This is a genomic window from Sphingomonas sp. Leaf20, from assembly GCF_001421535.1.
Lineage (GTDB): Bacteria > Pseudomonadota > Alphaproteobacteria > Sphingomonadales > Sphingomonadaceae > Sphingomonas.
Map to the genome: position 1 here is coordinate 1498392 of NZ_LMKN01000001.1, position 19880 is coordinate 1518271.

At 67.1% G+C, this 19880-nt stretch carries 15 protein-coding genes and 1 tRNA gene; 9 read left to right on the top strand and 7 right to left on the bottom strand.

The window, feature by feature from the left end:
* Positions 1 to 115 precede the first annotated feature (115 nt).
* Positions 116 to 1258, bottom strand: coding sequence for an MFS transporter (locus ASE72_RS06870; RefSeq protein ID WP_056018211.1), 1143 nt, complete (start codon positions 1256 to 1258; stop codon positions 116 to 118).
* A gap of 16 nt (positions 1259 to 1274) precedes the next feature.
* Entirely contained in the window at positions 1275 to 2057 is a 783-nt protein-coding gene (locus tag ASE72_RS06875) for a DeoR/GlpR family DNA-binding transcription regulator (protein WP_056018213.1), read from the bottom strand.
* Positions 2058 to 2325: 268 nt separating this feature from the next.
* On the opposite strand from ASE72_RS06875, the gene ASE72_RS20155 reads away from it, so the two are divergent.
* Positions 2326 to 3264: a hypothetical protein gene (locus tag ASE72_RS20155; protein ID WP_156350167.1), complete on the top strand. Its 939-nt coding sequence runs from the start codon at positions 2326 to 2328 to the stop codon at positions 3262 to 3264.
* Positions 3265 to 3653: 389 nt separating this feature from the next.
* On the opposite strand, the gene ASE72_RS06880 is transcribed toward ASE72_RS20155, so the two are convergent.
* Positions 3654 to 3727: transfer RNA gene (locus tag ASE72_RS06880), tRNA-Gln, on the bottom strand.
* 185 nt (positions 3728 to 3912) lie between these two features.
* Here ASE72_RS06880 and ASE72_RS06885 point away from each other — a divergent pair.
* Entirely contained in the window at positions 3913 to 4932 is a 1020-nt protein-coding gene (locus ASE72_RS06885) for a Ppx/GppA phosphatase family protein (protein WP_056018214.1), read from the top strand.
* On the top strand, positions 4929 to 5609 hold the full coding sequence (locus ASE72_RS06890) for an RlmE family RNA methyltransferase (protein ID WP_056018216.1): 681 nt from the start codon (positions 4929 to 4931) through the stop codon (positions 5607 to 5609). Before ASE72_RS06885 ends, ASE72_RS06890 begins: the two co-directional genes overlap by 4 nt.
* A 523-nt stretch (positions 5610 to 6132) precedes the next feature.
* Here ASE72_RS06890 and rpoZ read toward each other — a convergent pair.
* On the bottom strand, positions 6133 to 6477 hold the full coding sequence (gene rpoZ / locus ASE72_RS06895; RefSeq protein WP_031439727.1) for a DNA-directed RNA polymerase subunit omega: 345 nt from the start codon (positions 6475 to 6477) through the stop codon (positions 6133 to 6135).
* Between the two features lie 159 nt (positions 6478 to 6636).
* Between rpoZ and ASE72_RS06900 the strand changes: the two genes are divergently transcribed.
* Positions 6637 to 7845: a phospholipase D-like domain-containing protein gene (locus ASE72_RS06900; protein ID WP_235532259.1), complete on the top strand. Its 1209-nt coding sequence runs from the start codon at positions 6637 to 6639 to the stop codon at positions 7843 to 7845.
* Positions 7846 to 7868: 23 nt separating this feature from the next.
* Here the strand turns inward: ASE72_RS06900 and tldD are convergent, their stop codons facing one another.
* Both tldD and ASE72_RS06910 read right to left on the bottom strand, forming a co-directional pair.
* Positions 7869 to 9299: a metalloprotease TldD gene (tldD, locus tag ASE72_RS06905; RefSeq protein ID WP_056018218.1), complete on the bottom strand. Its 1431-nt coding sequence runs from the start codon at positions 9297 to 9299 to the stop codon at positions 7869 to 7871.
* A gap of 18 nt (positions 9300 to 9317) precedes the next feature.
* Positions 9318 to 9551: a zinc-finger domain-containing protein gene (locus tag ASE72_RS06910; RefSeq protein WP_056018220.1), complete on the bottom strand. Its 234-nt coding sequence runs from the start codon at positions 9549 to 9551 to the stop codon at positions 9318 to 9320.
* 261 nt (positions 9552 to 9812) lie between these two features.
* On the opposite strand from ASE72_RS06910, the gene ASE72_RS06915 reads away from it, so the two are divergent.
* The 5 genes from ASE72_RS06915 to ASE72_RS06935 all read left to right on the top strand — a co-directional run bounded on the left by ASE72_RS06915 (position 9813) and on the right by ASE72_RS06935 (position 18176).
* Positions 9813 to 10736, top strand: a complete 924-nt coding sequence (locus ASE72_RS06915) for an ABC transporter ATP-binding protein (RefSeq protein WP_056018222.1) — start codon at positions 9813 to 9815, stop codon at positions 10734 to 10736.
* Complete coding sequence (nadB, locus tag ASE72_RS06920; RefSeq protein WP_056018224.1) at positions 10733 to 12310, top strand: L-aspartate oxidase; 1578 nt, start codon at positions 10733 to 10735, stop codon at positions 12308 to 12310. The genes ASE72_RS06915 and nadB overlap by 4 nt, the downstream gene beginning before the upstream one ends.
* A 116-nt stretch (positions 12311 to 12426) precedes the next feature.
* Positions 12427 to 13536, top strand: a complete 1110-nt coding sequence (locus ASE72_RS06925) for a serine hydrolase (protein WP_056018226.1) — start codon at positions 12427 to 12429, stop codon at positions 13534 to 13536.
* Between the two features lie 229 nt (positions 13537 to 13765).
* Positions 13766 to 16540, top strand: a complete 2775-nt coding sequence (gene polA, locus ASE72_RS06930; RefSeq protein WP_056018228.1) for a DNA polymerase I — start codon at positions 13766 to 13768, stop codon at positions 16538 to 16540.
* A gap of 118 nt (positions 16541 to 16658) precedes the next feature.
* Positions 16659 to 18176, top strand: coding sequence for a lipopolysaccharide biosynthesis protein (locus ASE72_RS06935; RefSeq protein ID WP_056019148.1), 1518 nt, complete (start codon positions 16659 to 16661; stop codon positions 18174 to 18176).
* Positions 18177 to 18211: 35 nt separating this feature from the next.
* Here the strand turns inward: ASE72_RS06935 and purH are convergent, their stop codons facing one another.
* Positions 18212 to 19786, bottom strand: a complete 1575-nt coding sequence (purH, locus tag ASE72_RS06940; protein ID WP_056018229.1) for a bifunctional phosphoribosylaminoimidazolecarboxamide formyltransferase/IMP cyclohydrolase — start codon at positions 19784 to 19786, stop codon at positions 18212 to 18214.
* Positions 19787 to 19880 lie beyond the last annotated feature (94 nt).

The following is a 19880-nucleotide window of genomic DNA, read 5'->3' on the forward strand; positions in this document are numbered from 1 at the left end:
CGGGATCACGGACCTGGTACCTGCGATCTGCTGTACCCCTCCTTCACCTTGGTCTCGACCGCGATGTCGGTGCGGTAGCGCGGCAACGTCTCGGCATCGGCGAGATCGGGAAGGATCATGACGCGCGCCCGCTGGCGGTGGCGGCTTTCGCGCAGAGCGGCACGAGACACAGCAGCGCGGTCAGCAGCCAGAAGGCGGCGGGCAGGCCGATGCCTTGCGCGACAAAGCCGATCGCGGCGGGGCCCGCGAGGATCCCGGCGTAACCGATCGTCGTGACCGCGGCGATCGCGAGGCCCGCGGGCATGACGGTCTGCTTGCCGGCCTGGCGGAACAGGATCGGCACGACGTTCGACGCGCCAAGACCGATCAGCAGCATCCCGAACAGCGCGACCGCTGCGACCGGCGCGAGCAGCATAACACCATAGCCGAGAAGCAAGAGCAGCCCGCCCCACAGCATCGTCCGCCGATCCCCGAGCCTGCCGACGATCGCGTCGCCGGTCAGGCGGCCTGCGGTCATCGCCACCGCAAAGACGCTGTAGCCGAGCCCCGCCTGCGTGACCGGCAACAAGCCCTTGCCGCTCAGCAGCAACGCCCCCCAGTCGAGCATGGCGCCTTCTGTCAGGAAAGTGATCGCGGCGAGCGCCGCGAGCAGCACCACGATCCCGCGCGGGACGACGATCAGCGGGGTCTCCTCGGTCCTGGGTGTCGCGATCAGCCGGGGCGCGGCCAATGCGAGCGTCGCGATCATCAGGACCGATGCCGTGACGACCCCGGCGACCGGACTGATCTTCATCGACAGGACAGCGGTCAGCAGCGCGGATCCGTCGAAGCCGCCGACGCTGAACAACCCGTGGAACCCGGACATCAAGGGCGTGCCGGCCTGCTTCTCCACCTCGACCGCATGCACGTTCATGCCGACTTCGATCACGCCGAGGAATGCGCCGAACAGCAGCAGCGCGATCGCCATGGTGGGCACCGTCGGTGCGAAGGCGAGAAAGGGCAGCAGGATCGCCTGCCCGATGCCGCCGACGAGAATTGCGGGTCGCGCGCCAAGCTTCGATGTCAGCGGCCCGGCAAGCTGCATCGCGCCGACCGAGCCAAGTCCGAGACACAGCAGCAGCAGCCCGAGCGATCCGTCGCCGATCGCCAGTCTCTGCTTGGCGAGCGGAACGAGCGGCGCCCAACAGGCGAGCCCGAAGCCCGACACGAGAAAAGCCAGACGCGTCGCAAGGCGCGCGCCGGAAGTGGGGTTTTGCACGGGTGCTATCCTCGGATCAGGGCTGGGCTTGCGCGGCGGCGCGCGCGATCGTCGCGCCCGCCTCCGTCAGATCGCGCACGATGTCGGCATCGGCGTCGTGTTCGACGACAATCTGCGCGAGCGCAGCGACGCCACACAAGCGGTGCGGGGCGTGTCGACCGAGCTTGTCGTTCGTGGCAAGGACGATCGTCCTGCGGCTCCGCGCAAACAGCGCGCGTTTGAAAACGGCGTCGGCGGGGTCGTACGCACTGACGCCCCCCTCGGCGGATACCGCGCACGCACCAAGCACGCACAGGTCGATGTTAAGCCGCGCGATCGCCTCGAGCGCCGTTCCATCGACCGCACCGCCGACCATCCGGTCGATCATCCCGCCGATCACCAGCAGATCGATGGCATCACGATGCTGGACCGCGGCGGCGATCGTGACCGAACTCGTGGCAATGGCAAGATCGAGTTGTGGCGGCAGCCTCTCGACAAGCGCGAGATTGGAACTGCCATTATCGACGAAAACGAAACTGCCCGGTTCCAAGAACCGAAGCGCGGCGTCGGCCAGCATCTGCTTGCGCTGCACGTCCTCGCCGACGCGTGTGGCCATCGGGGTCGCCCCCTCGACGATCGGCAAGGCGCCGCCATAGACGCGGCGACACAGGCCCTCCGCCGCCAGACTGCGCAGATCGCGCCGGATCGCATCCTCGGAAACGCCAAACTCCCTGGCCAGCGCGCCTGCACGAACCGGTTGGCCCGAGGCGAGGCGGGCAAGGATCGCATCGATACGGCTCGAAGGAAGGTCGCTTGACATCCACCGTCCCTACCACTGCAAACGTGCATGAACAAGAAGAGATCAACAGTTATCATGCAACATCGGGTATCGCCTGTCCCCAAACGGGCTTGGACGGCCGTCTCTCGATCGCTGGGAAACGCCGCCGCCAGATCGCATCGGCGACGACTGAAAGCGTGTCATTACGCTTGCGCCGGCATCTATCACGCTGGAGCTGTCATCGCTTCGATTGATTATTGGCCAGCGCTATGGTCCATAGCAATATCAGCCCTTGGACAAGAGTACTTCGATGAAGATCGGTCCCGCTGCCATTATGTGCACGACAGTCCTGATGACAAGCGCGTCCGCTAGCTTGAATGCTAGTCCCTCTAAGTACCGCGCGCCGATTCATCACAAGGCGCGGGAATGTCGAATGCCTTTGGGTTGGGACACCGTAGCAGCCCGCAAGCCGCAGTTCGTCATCTTCGGTGAAGTACATGGAACACGGCAGGCGCCTGACTTTGTCGGTGATGTCGCATGTGCGCTAGCTGCACGTGGCGAACGCATCCTTGTTGCCATCGAACATTCGGCAACTGAGAATGCCATTTTGCAAAAAGCTTGGAATCTGTCGGATGCGCAATTTCCCGGCGCATTGGAGAGGTCAGGATGGTCTGGCTCGAACGACGGCACCAGCAGCGAAGCAATGTCGAACCTCCTCGTCCGGCTACACCAACTGGCAAATCGGGGTCAGTCGATCGACATGGTTGCGTTCAATGGCGCGCGAGACGAGGCGCAGAGTCGCCAGTTTTCAAATCTTCCCGGCCAGGGACCGCATGAGGCGGCACAGGCCGACAATATTCTGATCGCCGCGAAGGCGCGCTCATACGACCGGGTCCTTGTTCTGGTTGGCAATGCCCATGCGCGTAAACGTCCGATCGCGCGTGCTGGTGCGTCTTATGAGCCCATGGCAATGCGGCTGGGTTCGCCGTCAAATATTGCCACCCTCAATATGCTGACCGCGGGTGGAACAGCCTGGAATTGCGTGCTGAAGCCGGGTGTAACGCCCAACCCTGGCGTGGCGATTACTCCGAAAGATATCGCATGCGGCAGCTACCCCTTCCGGGGGCTCGCGGATCTGCATCGCCCTGCGTTTATCAAACTCGGCGCGTTACCCGGAGTTGAGACAGATCCCGACTACGACGGAATTTTCTGGCTAGGTAAAGTCAGCACCTCGCCGCCATCAAACTGAGCGAGCCCACCGGTGCCGAAGGTACCGTCCGCCAAGTAAAAATACCCCTTGGTGCAGCCCTTTCGTTATCCACCAAGGCCTGACACACACAAAATCCGATCCTTTCGGAAACAGCGGCAGCCCGCAATGTCGGCTATTGCCACTCGCTGTCCTCCGATCACGACGCTCTAAACGGACCTCGGAAGCCAGAAGCGGTCAGCAGGGCGATGAACGGGTGTGCGGTGTTGCGAAGCGCGGATCGGCGCACGGGACTCAGCCGCTTTACGCCTTGCCGAAGCCGCTCGGAGCACGAAGCAAGCGGCAGGAACGCCCTGCCCCCACCGAGACAAGACGCGCGGACGGCCACTCCTGTCACAGAGGTCACGTTTCGCTGTCAAAGGATGAAGCGCTGGATGCCCCGTGAGGATTCGAACCTCAATAGGCGGTATCAGAAACCGCAGTCTTACCATTAGACGACGGGGCATCAGCGAGGGCGCGATCTAGGCGGGGCTTTGCCGCCTGTCAACGCCCCGATGTTGCCGATTCGCCACGTCGCTTGCGTAATCGCCGGGCTGCGCTACATTCGTTGCCAAGCACCGGGCGGGTATTTTCCCGCGGCGGCAGATATAGATAGTGAGTTTTGCGGCGATGGGGGATGTTTCCGCCCGAATGCCGTCCCGGCAGGGTGGTCCTGCCCGTCCGGCGGCGATCCGGCCCAGTCGTGGGCGATGGCCCGATGCGCAGGCCTTTGCCGCGCTGGATCTCGGCACCAACAATTGCAGATTGCTGATCGCACGCCCGCAGGCCGGCGGATTCGCGGTGATCGACGCGTTCTCGCGAATCGTCCGACTCGGCGAAGGGCTCGCCTCGACCGGCCAGCTGAGCGACGCCGCGATCGAGCGGACGATCGCCGCGCTGCGCGTGTGTTCGGAGAAGCTGAAGCGCCGCAACGTCACGCTCGCGCGCTCGGTCGCGACCGAGGCGTGCCGCCAGGCGCGCAACGGCCCCGCCTTCATCGCGCGCGCGCTCGCCGAGACGGGGATCCATCTCGACATCATCACCGCGGAGGAAGAGGCGCGGCTGGCGGTACTCGGCTGCCATGCACTGATCGAACCCGGCAACGACCCCGCGCTGATCTTCGACATCGGCGGCGGATCGACCGAGCTCGTGCTGGTCGATACGTCGACGCCGATCCCGACCGTGCTCGACTGGCATTCCGCGCCATGGGGCGTCGTGTCGCTGACCGAGCATGCGGGCGGCGGCAAGGGCGAGGCGGGCCGACGCGCGGCCTATGCGCGGATGCGGCAGGTCGTCGCGGACAGCATCGCGCCGTTCGCCGCGCGGCTGCCGGCCAATGTCGAGCGGCCCCGGCTGCTCGGCACCAGCGGCACCGTGACGACGCTGGGCAGCGTGCATCTGGGACTAAGCCATTACGACCGCTCGGTGGTCGACGGGTTGATCGTGCCCGCAAGCGCGATGCGGCGGATCAGCGCGAACCTGTCGCACATGGCGATCGAGGAGCGGGCGAAGCTCGCCTGCATCGGAAACGAGCGCGCCGACCTGGTGGTCGCGGGCTGCGCGATATTGGAGACGATCATGGACATCTGGCCCGCCGAACGGCTCGGCATCGCCGACCGCGGCATTCGCGAGGGCATATTGCGCCGCCTGATGGGCAGCCCGAAGCCATGAGCCGTGGTGGTTCGGGCGGGCATACCCGCGTCCTCACCGCGCGCAAGCGGACCGCGCAGTCGACGCGCTGGCTCGAGCGCCAGCTGAACGACCCTTACGTCAAGCGCGCCAAGGCCGAGGGCTATCGCAGCCGTGCGGCGTACAAGCTGACCGAGCTCGACGAACGGTTCGAGGTCATCAAGGGGTCGAAGCGCGTCATCGATCTCGGGATCGCGCCGGGCGGCTGGGCGCAGGTGATCAAGCGCCGCCTGCCCAAGGCGGCGGTGGTCGGCATCGACCTGTTGCCGGTCGACCCGATCGACGGCGTGACGATCTTCCAGATGGATTTCATGGACGATGCGGCGCCCGCGATGCTGATCGATGCGCTCGGCGGCGCGCCCGACCTCGTGCTGTCGGACATGGCGGCGAACACCGTCGGCCATCCGCAGACCGACGCGCTCAGGACGATGGCGCTGGTCGAGGCAGCGCTCGATTTCGCGTGCGACGTGCTGGAGAAGGGCGGGACGTTCGTCTCGAAGGTGTTCGCGGGGGGTGCCGATTCGGCGCTGGTCGCGGAGATGAAGCGCAACTTCACGACCGTGAAGCATGCCAAGCCGCCGGCGAGCCGCAAGGGATCGGTCGAGTGGTTCGTCGTGGCGCAGGGGTTCAAGGGTCGATCGTTGGACCGGGAGCGCTGATCCACCGATCGGCTCGGCCAGCGCTGCCCTGCGGCGTCTGACGACGCGGCTTTGCCGTGGCGGGGTGGTTCCGGCGCATGATGGCGGTGGCATCGCCGGCGCCCCTGCGCCCTGCGCCCTGCGCCCTGCGCCCTGCGCCCTTCAGGCTTAATTCCGTGTCCCGCGACCCGGCCCCCCCCCCCCCCCCCCCCCCGCCCTTCGACTACGCTCAGGGCGAACGGCGTGGGGGTGGCGAACCACGTGGGGGGCGAACGGTGTGGGTGTGGCGAACCGCGCGGGGGGGGGGCGAACGGTGCGGGGGTGGCGACCGATGGCCACCTGCACCGTAAAGGCGAACTGGCTCCCTCTACACTTCCTCCGCCTCACCCCCAACGACACCCGCGCAGAGAAAAGGCCCGCGGACCTTCTGGTCCACGAGCCTTTCAATCACACCAACCAAGTAATGCCGCAGCATCGTTCGCCGGAAACCGATCAGGGTCGGATCGCAACATGGCCCGGCTGGCGCCGCACCACGTCCGTCCGATCAACCCTCGTAATCGGCACCCAGATTCTGGTTGCGCGGCGGGGCGGCGGCGGTGAGGCGCAGCGCCTCTGCCGATGCCGCGAGGCTGCCGACGGCATCGACCTCGTCGTCATCGTCGACACGGACCTTCTGCAGGCCCTGGATGACCGATTCCTTGAGATGCGCGGGCTTGACGTTCTCGTCGGCGATCTCGCGCAGCGCGACCACCGGGTTCTTGTCGCGATCGCGGTCGAGCGTCAGTTCGGCGCCGCCCGAGATCTGCCGCGCCCGCTGTGCTGCGAACAGCACCAGGTCGAACCGGTTGGGGATCTTGTCGACACAATCTTCGACGGTAACGCGCGCCATGACGCTTCCTTCGCAACAAACACCGATAGGGAGAATGACGGCGCCTACCCACACCCCGCCACAAAGTCAAGATTTTGCCGTCGGGGGGCGCCCACGTCCCCCCGCGCCGCATGGCCGCGAGGTTGCATCGGCCCGAGCCTGTGTCCACTAGCTCTTGCCATGACCATGCCCGCCCCCCAGCTCGATCGCACCACGGCCCCGCAGGCGGTCGACTCGGTCTTCACCGTCGACGGCAACCGGCTGACGCTGCTCGAAGCGGGACCCGAGCGGCTCGAGGCACTGATCGGGCTGATCGCCGGCGCACGGCATTCGTTGCGAATCCTCTATTACATCTACGCCGACGACGACGCGGGGCAGCGCGTGAACACCGCGATGATCGCGGCGGCGAAACGCGGCGTGACGGTCGCGCTCATCGTCGACGGCTTCGGCAGCGACGATGCGGCGAGCGTCGACTTCTTCGACCCGCTCAAGGCCGCCGGGATCGCGGTGTGCCGGTTCTCCGCACGGTTCGGCCGGCGGTATCTGCTGCGCAATCATCAGAAACTCGCGCTGGCGGACGGTGAGCACGACGACGCACGGATCATCGTTGGCGGCTTCAACGTCGAGGACGATTATTTCGGGACGGTCGCCGACAATGCATGGCGCGATCTCGGCCTGCTGATCGAAGGCCCGGCGGCGGGACGGCTGGCGGGCTATTTCGATGCGCTCAGCGGCTGGATCCATCAGCCCAAGGGCAAGCTGCGCAAGCTCAACCATGCGCTGCGCCGCTATAGCGAGACGCAGGGACCGATGCGCTGGCTGATTGGTGGACCGACGCGGCGGCTGTCACCCTGGGCGCGGGCGGTCCGCGACGACATGCGCCGCGCGACGAGTATCGACATCATCGCCGGCTATTTCACGCCAAGCCCGACGATGTTGCGCAGGCTGGATCGCGCGGGGCGTCGTACCGACCGCGTGCGCATCGTCACCGCCGCGAAATCGGACAACAACGCGACGATCGCCGCCGCGCGGTTCACCTATGCCGGGCTGTTACGCAAGGGCGTGCACGTCTTCGAATATCAGCCGACGAAGCTGCACACCAAGCTCTACGTGATCGACGACGCGGTCCATATCGGCTCCGCCAATTTCGATATGCGCAGCCTGTTCATCAACATGGAACTGATGATCCGGATCGAGGACGCCGCCTTCGCCGCGCATGTCCGCCGCTATGTCGAATCCGAAATCGCGTGCTCGACCGAGATCACACCGGCGCTGTACAAGGAAAAGACCGGCTGGCTGCAGCGCGTGAAACAGTTCTGCGCGTATTTCGTGGTCGCAGTCGTCGACCCCAATGTCTCGCGCGGACTGAACTTCGGGGTCGAGGACTAGCCGCCGGCGGTCGGCGGCGACGCTTACTGCGCCGCCGTGCCGCCGACCGTCAGGCCGTCGACCAGCAGCGTCGGCTGGCCGACGCCCGCGGGCACCGACTGCCCGCCCTTGCCGCACATGCCGATCCCTTCGTCGAGCGCGAAGTCGTTACCGATCCCGCGCACCTTGGTCAGCGAGCTGGGGCCGTCGCCGATCAGCGTCGCGCCCTTGATCGGTGCGCCCAGCTTGCCGTCCTCGACCAGATAGGCCTCGGTGCAGCTGAACACGAACTTGCCCGACACGATGTCGACCTGCCCGCCGCCGAACGCCTTGGCGAAGATACCCTTCTTCACGCGGCTCAGCAGCTCGGCGGGATCGTCGCTGCCCGCCTTCATGAAGGTGTTGGTCATCCGCGGCATCGGGGCGTGCGCATAGCTTTCGCGGCGACCATTGCCCGTCGCCTCGACGCCCATCAGCCGCGCGTTGAGGCGGTCCTGCATATAGCCCTTGAGGATGCCGTCCTCGATCAGCACGGTCTCGCGCGTCGGCGTACCCTCGTCGTCGATCGTCAGCGACCCGCGGCGATCCGCGAGCGATCCGTCGTCGACGACGGTCACGCCCTCGGCCGCGACGCGCTCGCCGATCCGGCCCGAAAAGGCCGACGTGCCCTTGCGGTTGAAATCGCCCTCGAGCCCGTGGCCGATCGCCTCGTGCAGCAGGATACCAGGCCAGCCATTACCGAGCAGCACGGTCATCTCGCCCGCGGGCGCCGCGATCGACTCGAGATTGACCAGCGCCTGCGACAGCGCCTCGTCGATCGCGCGGTTGTACGTCTCGGGCTGGAACAGGTCGGTGTAGAGATAGCGCCCGCCGATGCCGTAGCTGCCCATCTCGCGACGGCCATTCTGCTCGGCGACGATCGACACGTTGAGCCGCACCAGCGGCCGGACGTCGGTGGCGATGAAGCCGTCGGCGCGGACGATCTCGACCACCGACCATGTCCCCGAGAGGCTGACCGACACCTGCGCGACGCGCGGGTCGCGCGCACGCGCGGCGGCGTCGATCGTCTGGCACAGGTTCACCTTGTCCGCGAACGGCACGAGGTCGAGCGGATCGGCGGCGGTGTAGCGGTGGCGGTTGGTGCCCTGTGGCGGGCCGGCCTTGGCGGCGACGCCGGGCTCGATCAGCGCCATCGTCTCGGCGGCGCGGCGGATCGCGGCGGGGGTCATCTCGTTCGAATGCGCGAACGCGGTCATCTCGCCCGATACCGCGCGCAGGCCGAAGCCCGAGCTCGTGTCGTAGGAGGCGGTCTTCAGCCGGCCGTCGTCGAACCCGAACGCCTCCGCCTTGCGGTATTGGAGATAGAGTTCGCCGTCATCGGCCTTGGGCAGCGCCTTGGCGGTGAGGGCCTGCGCCTGCTCGGGGTCGAGCGTGTCGCGGTAGAGGAACGAGCGGGGGTCTGCGGCTATCGTCATCCGATAGATATAAGAAGCTTAGCGCCCTGCGCCATCCCCATGGTCGCGCAATGTCGACTGGTCCGCACCATCGGCAGGGCCGCCGACGAGGATGAAGCGCCGGTCGCAATAGCCGCAATCGACATAGCCGGTCTCGTCGATCTGCAACCAGACGCGCGGATGGCCGAGCGCTGCGCCGCCGGGAATGTCGGTGGCGCCATCGCAGGCGACGCGGGCGTGGGTGACGCGGGTGGTTTCGAGCGGCGGATGCATGGCCGCGCGATAGCAAGCGCGGGCGGGGCGGGCAATTGGTTCTTCTGTGTCGACATTCGCAGTGACCGAGAATGATTCACGCGAAGGCGCGAAGCTTGTGTGTTTGTCGCGGAGCGACCGTGCGCCTAATCTCTGTCGCGACGGGCACTGGTGTCTTCCGAAGGACGGGCTGGGCGCCACAGCCTTTGCGCCTTCGCGTGAACACATCTTCTTGTTGCCTCAGGGGATGACCCGCCCTCCCCGCCCCGCTATGCCGCGACCATGACCGAAGCCGCGATCGCCATCACCAATCTCTGCAAGACCTATGCGGGCGGCAAGCGCGCGCTCGACGGCGTGACGTTCGACGTACCGCGCGGCCAGATCTTCGGGCTGCTCGGCCCGAACGGTGCGGGCAAGTCGACGCTGATCAACATCCTCGCAGGCCTCGTCAACAAGACCGACGGCAACGCGGCGATCTGGGGCTTCGACACCGACGACCACCCCCGCAACGCAAAGGCGTCGATCGGCATCGTCAACCAGGAGATCCTGTTCGATCCCTTCTTCTCGCCGTTCGAGACGCTCGAGATCCAGGCCGGGCTCTACGGCGTCCCCAAGGCGAAGCGCCGGACGATGGAGCTGCTCCGCGCGGTGCATCTCGAGGACAAGGCGCACGCCTATGCGCGCACGCTGTCGGGGGGCATGAAGCGCCGCCTGATGGTGGCCAAGGCGATGGTCCATTCGCCCCCCGTGCTCGTGCTCGACGAGCCGACCGCGGGCGTCGACATCGAGCTGCGCCAGCAGCTCTGGACCTATGTCCGCAGCCTCAACGCGGCCGGCGTGACGGTCGTGCTGACCACGCATTATCTCGAGGAAGCCGAGGAGCTCTGTGACCGGATCGCGATCATCAACAACGGCCGCCTGATCGCCAACGAACCCACGCGCGAGCTGGTCGGCAAGGCGCAGGAGAAGATCGTCGCGGTCACGGTCGACCGCGACGTGACCGAGGTCCCCGCCAATGCCTGTTTCCAGACAATCGCGCTCAAGGGCAGCCGCACGCTGGAGATCACCTATGCCAAGGACCGCGTGAACGCGGGCGAAGTGCTGGCCGCGATCCAGGGTGGCGGGTTCGGCATCATCGACGTCTCGACCAAGGAACCCGATCTCGAGGACGTCTTCCTCAGCCTGACCCGCGCCGCCAACGCATGACGAGCGACATCCTGATCGTCGGATCGGGTGCCGCCGGGCTGACCGCAGCACTGAACCTGGCCGACCGCTTCACCGTGACCGTCCTTGCCAAGGGCGCGCTCCACGAGGGCTCGACCGCCTGGGCGCAAGGCGGGATCGCCGCGGTGCTCGAACCCGGCGACACGTTCGAAAACCATGTCGAGGACACGATGGTCGCGGGCGCCGGCCTCAACGACCGCGCGGTCGTCGAGATGGTCGTCGAGGGCGCCCCCGCCGCGATCGAGCGGCTCACGCATCTCGGCGTCCCGTTCGAGACCGAGGGCAATGCGCTCCATTTGACGCGCGAGGGCGGGCACAGCCATCGCCGGATCGTTCATGTCGCCGATGCGACCGGCTGGGCGGTGCAGGAGGCGTTGCAAAAGGCCGCCGAGGCGCATCCCAACATCACGCTCGTCCCCGATCAGATCGCGATCGACCTCGCGACCGGCCGCCACGAAGAGCGCTATTCGGGCGCCGGCAACGTCTGGGGCGTCTACGCGGTCGATCGCCACACCGAACGCGTCGCGCTGTACACCGCGCGGGCGACGATATTGGCGACCGGAGGTGCCGGCCGGACCTATCTCTTCTCGACGGCGCCACGCGGCGCGACGGGCGACGGCATCGCGATGGCGTGGCGGGCGGGTGCGCGCGTCTCCAACATGGAGATGATGCAGTTCCACCCGACCTGCCTCTACAATCTCGACGTGAAGAACTTCCTGATCACCGAGGCGGTGCGCGGCGAAGGCGGGCGGCTGATCAACCCGTCGACGGGACACCGGTTCATGGTCGATTACGATCCGGACCGGATGGAACTCGCCCCCCGCGACGTGGTCGCGCGCGCGATCGACGCGGAGATCAAGCGCGACGGGCTCGATTACGTCCATCTCGACATCAGCCACATGCCCGCCGACTTCATCCGGCATCATTTCCCCAACATCCACGACAAGCTGATCGGGCTTGGCATCGACATGACGACCGGGCCGATTCCGGTCGTGCCGGCGCAGCATTACACCTGCGGCGGGATCGTCATCGACGAGCATGGCAAGACCGACCTCCCCGGCCTGTATGCCGCGGGAGAATGCACCGAATCGGGCCTGCACGGCGCGAACCGGCTCGCGTCCAACTCGCTGCTCGAATGCTTCGTGTTCGGCGAGGCGGCCGCGGACAGCATCGCCGCCGCGTGGGACAGCCTGCCCCCGCCCCCGCCGATCCGTCCCTGGGACGAAAGCCGCGTCACCGATTCGGACGAGGAAGTGGTCATTAAGCAGACCTGGACCGAAATCCGCCGGTTCATGTGGAATTACGTCGGCATCGTCCGCACGACCAAACGGCTCGAACGCGCGCAGCACCGGATCAAGCTGCTCAACGACGAGGTGGCCGAATATTACCAGCATTTCCGCGTCACGCCCGACCTGATCGAGCTGCGAAACCTGCTCCAGACCGCCGAGCTGATCGTCCGCTCGGCGCTGCACCGCCACGAAAGCCGCGGGTTGCACTATACGCTCGACTATCCCGGCATGCTGCCCGATGCGATCGATACCGTGCTCGTTCCCTGATTTTTCGCGGCCCGACGTGTTCAGAGTGCGGCTCGTCGCACGTGGCCGGTACGGGCATATCGCGGACCGTGCGGGCCGATAAGGATTGCCGCCGGATCACGGGGCAATCGGTACATATGGCATCTGGCAGGTTCGCGTGTCTCTTGGGGGTCACCGGCATCGCGCTCGCGGTTGCGGGCTGCGGCCCCTCGTCGCGACCGGGGACGAGCACCGCCGCGCCGCAGGGCGATCCGCAGGCGACCGTCTCGATCCCGATCCCGCCCGTCGCCGCGCGTCCTGTTCGTGCCGCGCCGGCACAGCTCGATGCTGCGATCGTCGCGCTGCATCAGGGGTTCGAGGGCAAGTCGGGGATCGCGATCCGCGCGGTCGATGATGGCTGGACGGTCGAGGTCGGCGGACGCCAGCATTTGCCGCAGCAATCGGTCAGCAAGCTCTGGGTGGCGATCACGCTGCTCGACCTGCGCGACCAGGGCAAGGCGCGGCTCGAGGATCCGGTCGTGGTCCGGCCCGAAGACCTCACGCTGTTCCACCAGCCGATCGCGATGCTGGTCAAGGGCGACGGCTATCACACCACGGTCGGCGAATTGCTGACGCGCGCGCTGACGCACAGTGACAATACCGCGAACGACCGGTTGCTGAGCTATGTCGGTGGCCCGCGCGCGGTGCGCGGCATGATCCTGCGCAAGCAGCTCGGCGAGATCCGCTTCGGTCCGGGCGAGCGCCAGCTGCAGAGCGGGACCGCCGGGCTCGTCTGGCAGCCGGCCTATGCGCTCGGCAATGCGTTTGCCGTCGCCCGCGCGCAGCTCGATCCCACGGTCCGTGCCGCGGCGCTCGATGCCTATGTCGCCAACCCGCCCGATGGTGCTGCGCCGATCGCGATTGCCGATGCGCTCGCGCGGCTTGCGCGCGGCGAATTGCTCAGCGCGAGCTCGACGCAGGTGTTGCTCGACACGATGGGGGCGTCGGTCACCGGCCGCGCGCGGCTTCGCGCCGCGCTGCCCGCGGGGTGGCGGATCGCGCACAAGACCGGCACCGGTCAGGATCTCGGGCGCCGCAACGCGGGCTTCAACGATGTCGGCCTGCTCACCGCACCCGACGGCAAGCGCTATGCGATCGCGGTGATGATCGGCGACACGCTGCGCCCGATCCGCGAACGCCAGATGCTGATCCAGTCGGTCGCAGCGGCCGTCGCCGCGCATGCGGGCAACGCGCGCCCTCAAAGCTGACTCCGATCCTCCCCCGCAAGGGGGAGGTGGCTGGCACTCGCCGGACGGAGGGGGCGGTCAAGGCGACCTCGGCTCCGTGTCCTTCCCCTCCATCAGGGTGACGCCTGCCACCTCCCCCTGGCGGGGGGGGATCGCCTGATCGAGACGGGCGAGATTTCCTCCAATCTGATACCCAACAGCCACGCTTCGCCCATTGGTCCGCGCGCGCGCATCCGCTAGACCGCGCGTGATGCCCCATCTCTATCTCGTCGACGGCTCCGGCTATATCTTCCGCGCCTATCACCGGCTGCCGCCGCTCACCAACAAGCATGGCGAGCCGGTCGGCGCGGTCTATGGCTATACGACGATGCTGTGGAAGCTCGCGGACGAGGTCCACGCTGCAGACGGCCCGACTCACATGGCGGTCATCCTCGACAAGTCGTCGAAGACGTTCCGCAACGATCTCTACGACAAGTACAAGGCGCAGCGTCCGCCGCCGCCCGAGGATCTCGTCCCGCAGTTCCCGATGATCCGCGACGCGACGCGCGCCTTCTCGCTGCCGTGCATCGAGACCGAGGGACTTGAAGCCGACGACATCATCGCCTGTTATTCGAGGGCCGCGCTCGCGCAGGGTTGGGAGGTCACGATCGTCAGCTCCGACAAGGACCTGATGCAGCTGATCGAGCCCGGTCTCGACATGTACGACACGATGAACAACCGCCGGCTGGGCGCGGAGCATGTCGCGGAGAAATTCCACGGCGTCACCCCGGCGCAGCTCGGTGACGTGCTCGCGCTGATGGGCGACAGCGTCGACAACGTCCCCGGCGTCCCCGGCGTTGGCCCCAAAACCGCCGCCAAGCTGATCCTCGAGCATGGTGACCTCGAATCGGTGCTCGCCGCGGCCGAGGGGATGAAGAAGGGCAAGCTGCGCGACAATCTGATCGAGCATGCCGCGATGGCGCGGCTGTCGAAGGTGCTCGTCACGCTCAAATGCGACGTCGCGCTGCCCGAGCCGCTCGAGGATCTCGAACTCAAGGGTATCCCCGACGCCCCCTTGCGCGCATTCCTCGAACATCACGGCTTCAAGTCGCTGATCGCCAAATTGTCGGCCGTCGCAGAAGCGCCGGTCGCCGAGTCGACCGTCGTCGCCGACATGGACGCGGACGAGCCGTGCAAGCATGACGATTACGAGACCGTCGTCGACGAGGGCGCGCTCGACCGCTGGATCACGCTGGCCAGGCACCAGGGCTGGATCGCGATCGACACCGAGACGACGGGGATCGACGCGACGCGCGCCGACCTCGTCGGGATCAGCCTCGCGCTGCATCCGAACCTCGCCTGCTACGTGCCTATCGCGCATGGCGGCACCGATTTGCTCGCGGAAAACCCGGTCCAGATCGACCGCGCGATCGTGCTCGCGAAGATGAAGCCGTTGCTGGAGGATCCGAGCATCCTGAAGATCGGCCATAATCTGAAATACGACATGATCGTCCTCGCCCGCGCCTATGCGGCGACCGGCGGCGTGACGATCGCGCCGTTCGACGACACGATCCTGATGAGCTTCGATCTCGACGCAGGGCTGCACGGCCACGGCATGGACGAACTCGCGGCCACGCACCTTTCGCATACCTGCATCGCGTTCAAGGACGTGGTCGGCACCGGCAAGTCGCAGCGGACGTTCAACGAAATCGACCTCAAGGCCGCGACCCACTATGCGGCCGAGGACGCCGACGTGACGCTGCGCCTGTGGCGCCGGTTCAAGCGCCGCCTGCCCGCCGAGGGCTCGACGCGCGTCTACGAGATGGTCGACCGCCCGCTCGTCCCCGTCATCGCGCAGATGGAGATGCACGGCATCAAGGTCGACGCGGCGAAACTGTCGAAGCTCTCGACCGAGTTCGCCGCGCAGATGGCGAGCCTCGAAACCGAGATCCACGCGCTCGCCGGCGCGCCGTTCACGATCGGCAGCCCCAAGCAGCTGGGCGACGTGCTGTTCGAGAAGATGGGCATCAAGGGCGGCCGCAAGGGCAAGTCGGGCGTCTATTCGACCGACGTCACCGAACTCGAGCGGATCGCCGCAGACAAGGATTCGCCCGGCGCGGTGATCGCGCGCAAGGTGCTCGACTGGCGCCAGCTCTCGAAGCTGAAATCGACCTATACCGATGCGTTGCAGGCGCAGATCAACCCGGCGACGGGCCGCGTCCACACCTCTTACTCGCTGACCGGCGCGCAGACCGGACGGCTGTCGTCGACCGATCCCAACCTGCAGAACATCCCGATCCGCACCGAGATCGGCCGCCAGATCCGTGACGCGTTCGTGGCGGAGCCCGGGAATGTGATCCTCGCCGCCGACTACTCGCAGATCGAGCTGCGGCTGGCCGCGCACATGGCGAACGTGCCTGCGCTGAAGCAGGCGTTCGCGAATGGCGACGACATCCACAGCCTCACCGCGCAGGAGCTGTTCGGCGAGGTCAACCGCGACACGCGCGGCCGTGCCAAGACGATCAACTTCGCGATCCTCTACGGCATCTCGCGCTGGGGGCTCGCCGGTCGACTCGACGTGAGCGCGGACGAGGCGCAGGCGATGATCGACCGCTATTTCGATCGCTTCCCCGGCATCTCGAGCTACATCGTCGACACCACCGAAAGCGTCCGCGCGACCGGGTTCACGACGACGCTGTTCGGCCGGAAAACGCATTTTCCGCGGATTCGCTCGAAGATCCAGCACGAACGCCAGGGCGCCGAGCGCGCCGCGATCAACGCGCCGATCCAGGGGACGAGCGCGGACATCATCAAGCGTGCGATGGTCCGCATGGGCCCTGCGCTGCTCGAGGCCGGGCTGCCGGACGTGCGCATGCTGCTCCAGGTCCACGACGAACTCGTGTTCGAACTGCCCGAGGGCGATGTCGAGGCGGCCAAGCCGGTGATCGAACGCGTGATGGCCAACGCCGCGACGCCGGCGGTGACGCTCGACGTGCCGCTCGGCATCGAAATCGGTACCGGCCTGAGCTGGGGCGCGGCGCATTGATCGCGCAGGGCGGCAGCCGGCAACGCCCGGCTGACTCGCACAAGCGCCGCCGGCGGAGCGCTTGCTCCGACCGACGACGCGGCTGTGCCGCGGCGCGACGCACCGACGGCGCCCGCCCGTGACCGAATCGACCAAGGATATCGACACGCTCGCCAAGGGCGGTCGGACCAACATCGCGGGCTTCGTCCTGCGGCTGGCCGCGCGAATCCCGTTCCTGTTCATCGCCGGCCGGATCTACGGTCCCGACCTGGTCGGCCGGTTCGCGATCGCGGTCGTGGTCGTCGAACTCGCCGCGTTGCTGGCCACGCTCGGCCTCAAGCGCGGGCTCGCGCAGGCGCTCAGCAGCGCGGATCGCCCGCACGCCAACGTCGTGTGGGATGCGATGGCGGTGGCGTTCATCGCCTCGCTGATCGCCAGCGCGGTGCTCTGCACCTTCCCGCAGATCATGTATCCCAACAGCGCGATCACCGGGCTCGACCGGTTCCTGCCGCTGATCATCGTCGCGGTCGCCTGGTCCGACGTCAGCCTCGCCGCGCTCGCCTATCGCCTCAACGTCAAGGCCGCAGTCACCGCGCGCGCGGTGGTCGAGCCGTGGACGATCTCGATCGCCGCCTGGGCCTTCTCCTATTTCACGATCCGCGACGGGCTCGTGCTCAGCTATGTCGCGTCGATGATCGCGGCGCTGATCGCCAGCCTCGTGCCGTTCCTGCGCAGCTACGGCGTCCCCCGCGGCTGGTCGCCGCATTTGCGGCCGCTCTACACGCTCGCCCGCGCCAACGTGCCGCTGGCGGGCGCGGACATCCTCGAATGGGGCAGCCGCAACGTCGACCGCTTCATCCTCGGCGTGATGTTCGAGCCCAAGATCGTCGGCATCTATTACATGGCGCAGCAGGTCGCGAGCCTGCCGCAGAAGCTCAAGACCAGCTTCGACCCTATCCTCGGCCCGGTGATCACGCAGAGCCTCGCGAACAACGACCGCGCCGCGATCGCCAACCAGGTCCGCCAGGTCGCGTTCTGGATCATGGCGGCACAGGGCGGGCTCGCGCTGATGGGCTCTATTCCCGGCGAAGCAGTGATGGGCGTGGTGGGCCCGCAATTCGTCGCCGGCACCGCCGCACTCGCGTTCCTGCTGACCGCCGAATTCCTCGCCTCGACCGGCGCGGTCAGCGAATCCGCGCTCGTCTACATCGCGCGTCACCGGAACCTGATGATCTCGGCGGCGATGCTCGCCTTCCAGATCGGGCTCAGCTTCGCGCTGATCTTCCTGATCCGCGGGCTCGGTTATCCGGTGAATTATCAGGCGGCGGGGCCGGCGGTCGCGCTCATGCTGTCGGTCGCGCTGACCTCGGTGATCAAGTCCAGGCTGCTCGGCCACCTGCTCGGTGCGAGCGTGTCGCCATGGCGCTGGCCGCTCGTGTGGGCCGCGCTGGCTGCCATCGTCGTCGGCGCCGCCTTCACCGCGCTGCCCAAACGGTACGAATGGGTCGAACTCGCGGTCGGGGAACCCGCGATCGCCGGGACGTATCTCTTCATCCTGTGGAAATGGGCGTTCGGCCCGGCGGACCGGGCGTTGTTCAAGAAGAAGCCACCCGAAGCCGAACCGGTGCTCCCCAACGCCGGTTCGGCCATCCCGTAACTGGCCCCCCGCAATCGCCGGGGGCCCGGGTCCGATCAATGCCGGAAGTGGCGCATCCCGGTGAACACCATCGCGAGACCGGCTTCGTCCGCGGCCGCGATCACATCCGCGTCGCGGATCGACCCGCCGGGCTGGATCACTGCCGTGGCGCCTGCCTCGACCGCGGCGAGCAGGCCGTCGGCGAACGGGAAGAACGCGTCCGAGGCGACCGCGGAGCCGATCGTGCGCGGGGTGGACCAGCCGGCCTTGTCCGCGGCGTCCTTCGCCTTCCACGCAGCGATGCGCGCGGATTCGAGGCGGTTCATCTGGCCAGCGCCGATGCCCGCGGTACTGCCGTCCTTGGCATAGACGATCGCGTTCGACTTGGTGTGCTTGGCGACGGTCCAGGCGAAGCGGCAGTCGATCAGCTCCTGCTCGGTCGGCTGGCGCTTGGTCACGACGGTCAGGTCGCCGGGGGTGCCCCCCAGGACTCCATTGTCGCGGCCCTGGACGAGCCAGCCGCCGGCGATCGACTTGGCGGTGAGCCCGGCGCGCGCGGGATCGGGGAGCTCGCCGGTCAGCAACAGGCGGAGGTTCTTCTTCGCAGCGAACAGCGCGATCGCCTCCTCATCGGCGTCGGGGGCGACGACGACTTCGGTGAAGATCCCGGTGATCGCGCGCGCGGTTTCCGCGTCGAGCGTCCGGTTGACGGCGATGATGCCGCCGAACGCCGAGACGGTGTCGCACGCGAACGCAGCGGCATAGGCCTCGGCGAGCGTGGCGGCGGTGGCGACGCCGCATGGGTTGGCGTGCTTGACGATGACGACCGAGGGTTCGGCGTCGCGGAACTCGGCGATGAGCTCCAACGCGGCGTCGGCGTCGTTGAGATTGTTGTAGCTCAGCGCCTTGCCCTGGAGCTGGCGCGCCTGACCGATGCCGCGGACGCTGTCGGTCGCGGTGTAGAAGGCGGCGGACTGGTGCGGGTTCTCACCATAGCGAAGCGTGTCGCCGCGCTTGAGCGTGATCGGCAGCACGGGCGGGAATGCCTCGGCCTGGTCGACGGTGCCGAACCACGTCGCGATCGCCGAATCATAGGCGGCGGTGGTGGCGAAGGCCTTGGCGGCGAGGCGCTTGCGGTCGTCGAGCGTGGTGGTGCCGCCCGCGACGAGGGCGTAGTCCGCGGGATCGGTGACGATCGCGACATAGGCGTGGTTCTTGGCCGCCGAGCGGACCATGCTGGGGCCGCCGATATCGATATTCTCGATCACGGTGTCGCGGTCTGCGCCCTTGGCGACGGTCGCCTCGAACGGATAGAGATTGACGATGACGAGGTCGATCGCGCCGATCTGGTGCTCGGCCATCGACGCGGCGTGGCCGGCATCGTCGCGGACCGCGAGCAGGCCGCCATGCACCATCGGGTGGAGCGTCTTGACGCGGCCGTCCATCATCTCGGGGAAGCCGGTCAGCTCTGACACGTCGCGGACGTCGAGGCCGGCCGCGCGCAAGGCGGTGGCGGTGCCGCCGGTCGAGACCAGCTCGACGCCGTGGCTCGCGAGCGACTTGCCGAGATCGACGATCCCCGTCTTGTCGGAAACGGACAGGAGCGCGCGCTTGATCGGGATGCTGGTCATGAGGGTCTTTCGTGGAGTCGCCGTGCGGCGGGCCTTAGCGTCGGTTGGGGTTTGGGAACAGGGGGAGCTGCCCTCCCCTCCCTACGTCATCCTG

Excerpts from the sequence above, each read along its gene's own strand:
- ASE72_RS06875 (WP_056018213.1), bottom strand. The coding sequence starts at position 2,057 with ATGTCAAGCGACCTTCCTTCGAGCCGTATCGATGCGATCCTTGCCCGC.
- ASE72_RS20155 (WP_156350167.1), top strand. The coding sequence starts at position 2,326 with ATGAAGATCGGTCCCGCTGCCATTATGTGCACGACAGTCCTGATGACA.
- ASE72_RS06885 (WP_056018214.1), top strand. The coding sequence starts at position 3,913 with ATGCCGTCCCGGCAGGGTGGTCCTGCCCGTCCGGCGGCGATCCGGCCC.
- ASE72_RS06890 (WP_056018216.1), top strand. The coding sequence starts at position 4,929 with ATGAGCCGTGGTGGTTCGGGCGGGCATACCCGCGTCCTCACCGCGCGC.
- rpoZ (WP_031439727.1), bottom strand. The coding sequence starts at position 6,477 with ATGGCGCGCGTTACCGTCGAAGATTGTGTCGACAAGATCCCCAACCGG.
- ASE72_RS06900 (WP_235532259.1), top strand. The coding sequence starts at position 6,637 with ATGACCATGCCCGCCCCCCAGCTCGATCGCACCACGGCCCCGCAGGCG.
- tldD (WP_056018218.1), bottom strand. The coding sequence starts at position 9,299 with ATGACGATAGCCGCAGACCCCCGCTCGTTCCTCTACCGCGACACGCTC.
- ASE72_RS06910 (WP_056018220.1), bottom strand. The coding sequence starts at position 9,551 with ATGCATCCGCCGCTCGAAACCACCCGCGTCACCCACGCCCGCGTCGCC.
- ASE72_RS06915 (WP_056018222.1), top strand. The coding sequence starts at position 9,813 with ATGACCGAAGCCGCGATCGCCATCACCAATCTCTGCAAGACCTATGCG.
- nadB (WP_056018224.1), top strand. The coding sequence starts at position 10,733 with ATGACGAGCGACATCCTGATCGTCGGATCGGGTGCCGCCGGGCTGACC.
- ASE72_RS06925 (WP_056018226.1), top strand. The coding sequence starts at position 12,427 with ATGGCATCTGGCAGGTTCGCGTGTCTCTTGGGGGTCACCGGCATCGCG.
- polA (WP_056018228.1), top strand. The coding sequence starts at position 13,766 with ATGCCCCATCTCTATCTCGTCGACGGCTCCGGCTATATCTTCCGCGCC.
- purH (WP_056018229.1), bottom strand. The coding sequence starts at position 19,786 with ATGACCAGCATCCCGATCAAGCGCGCGCTCCTGTCCGTTTCCGACAAG.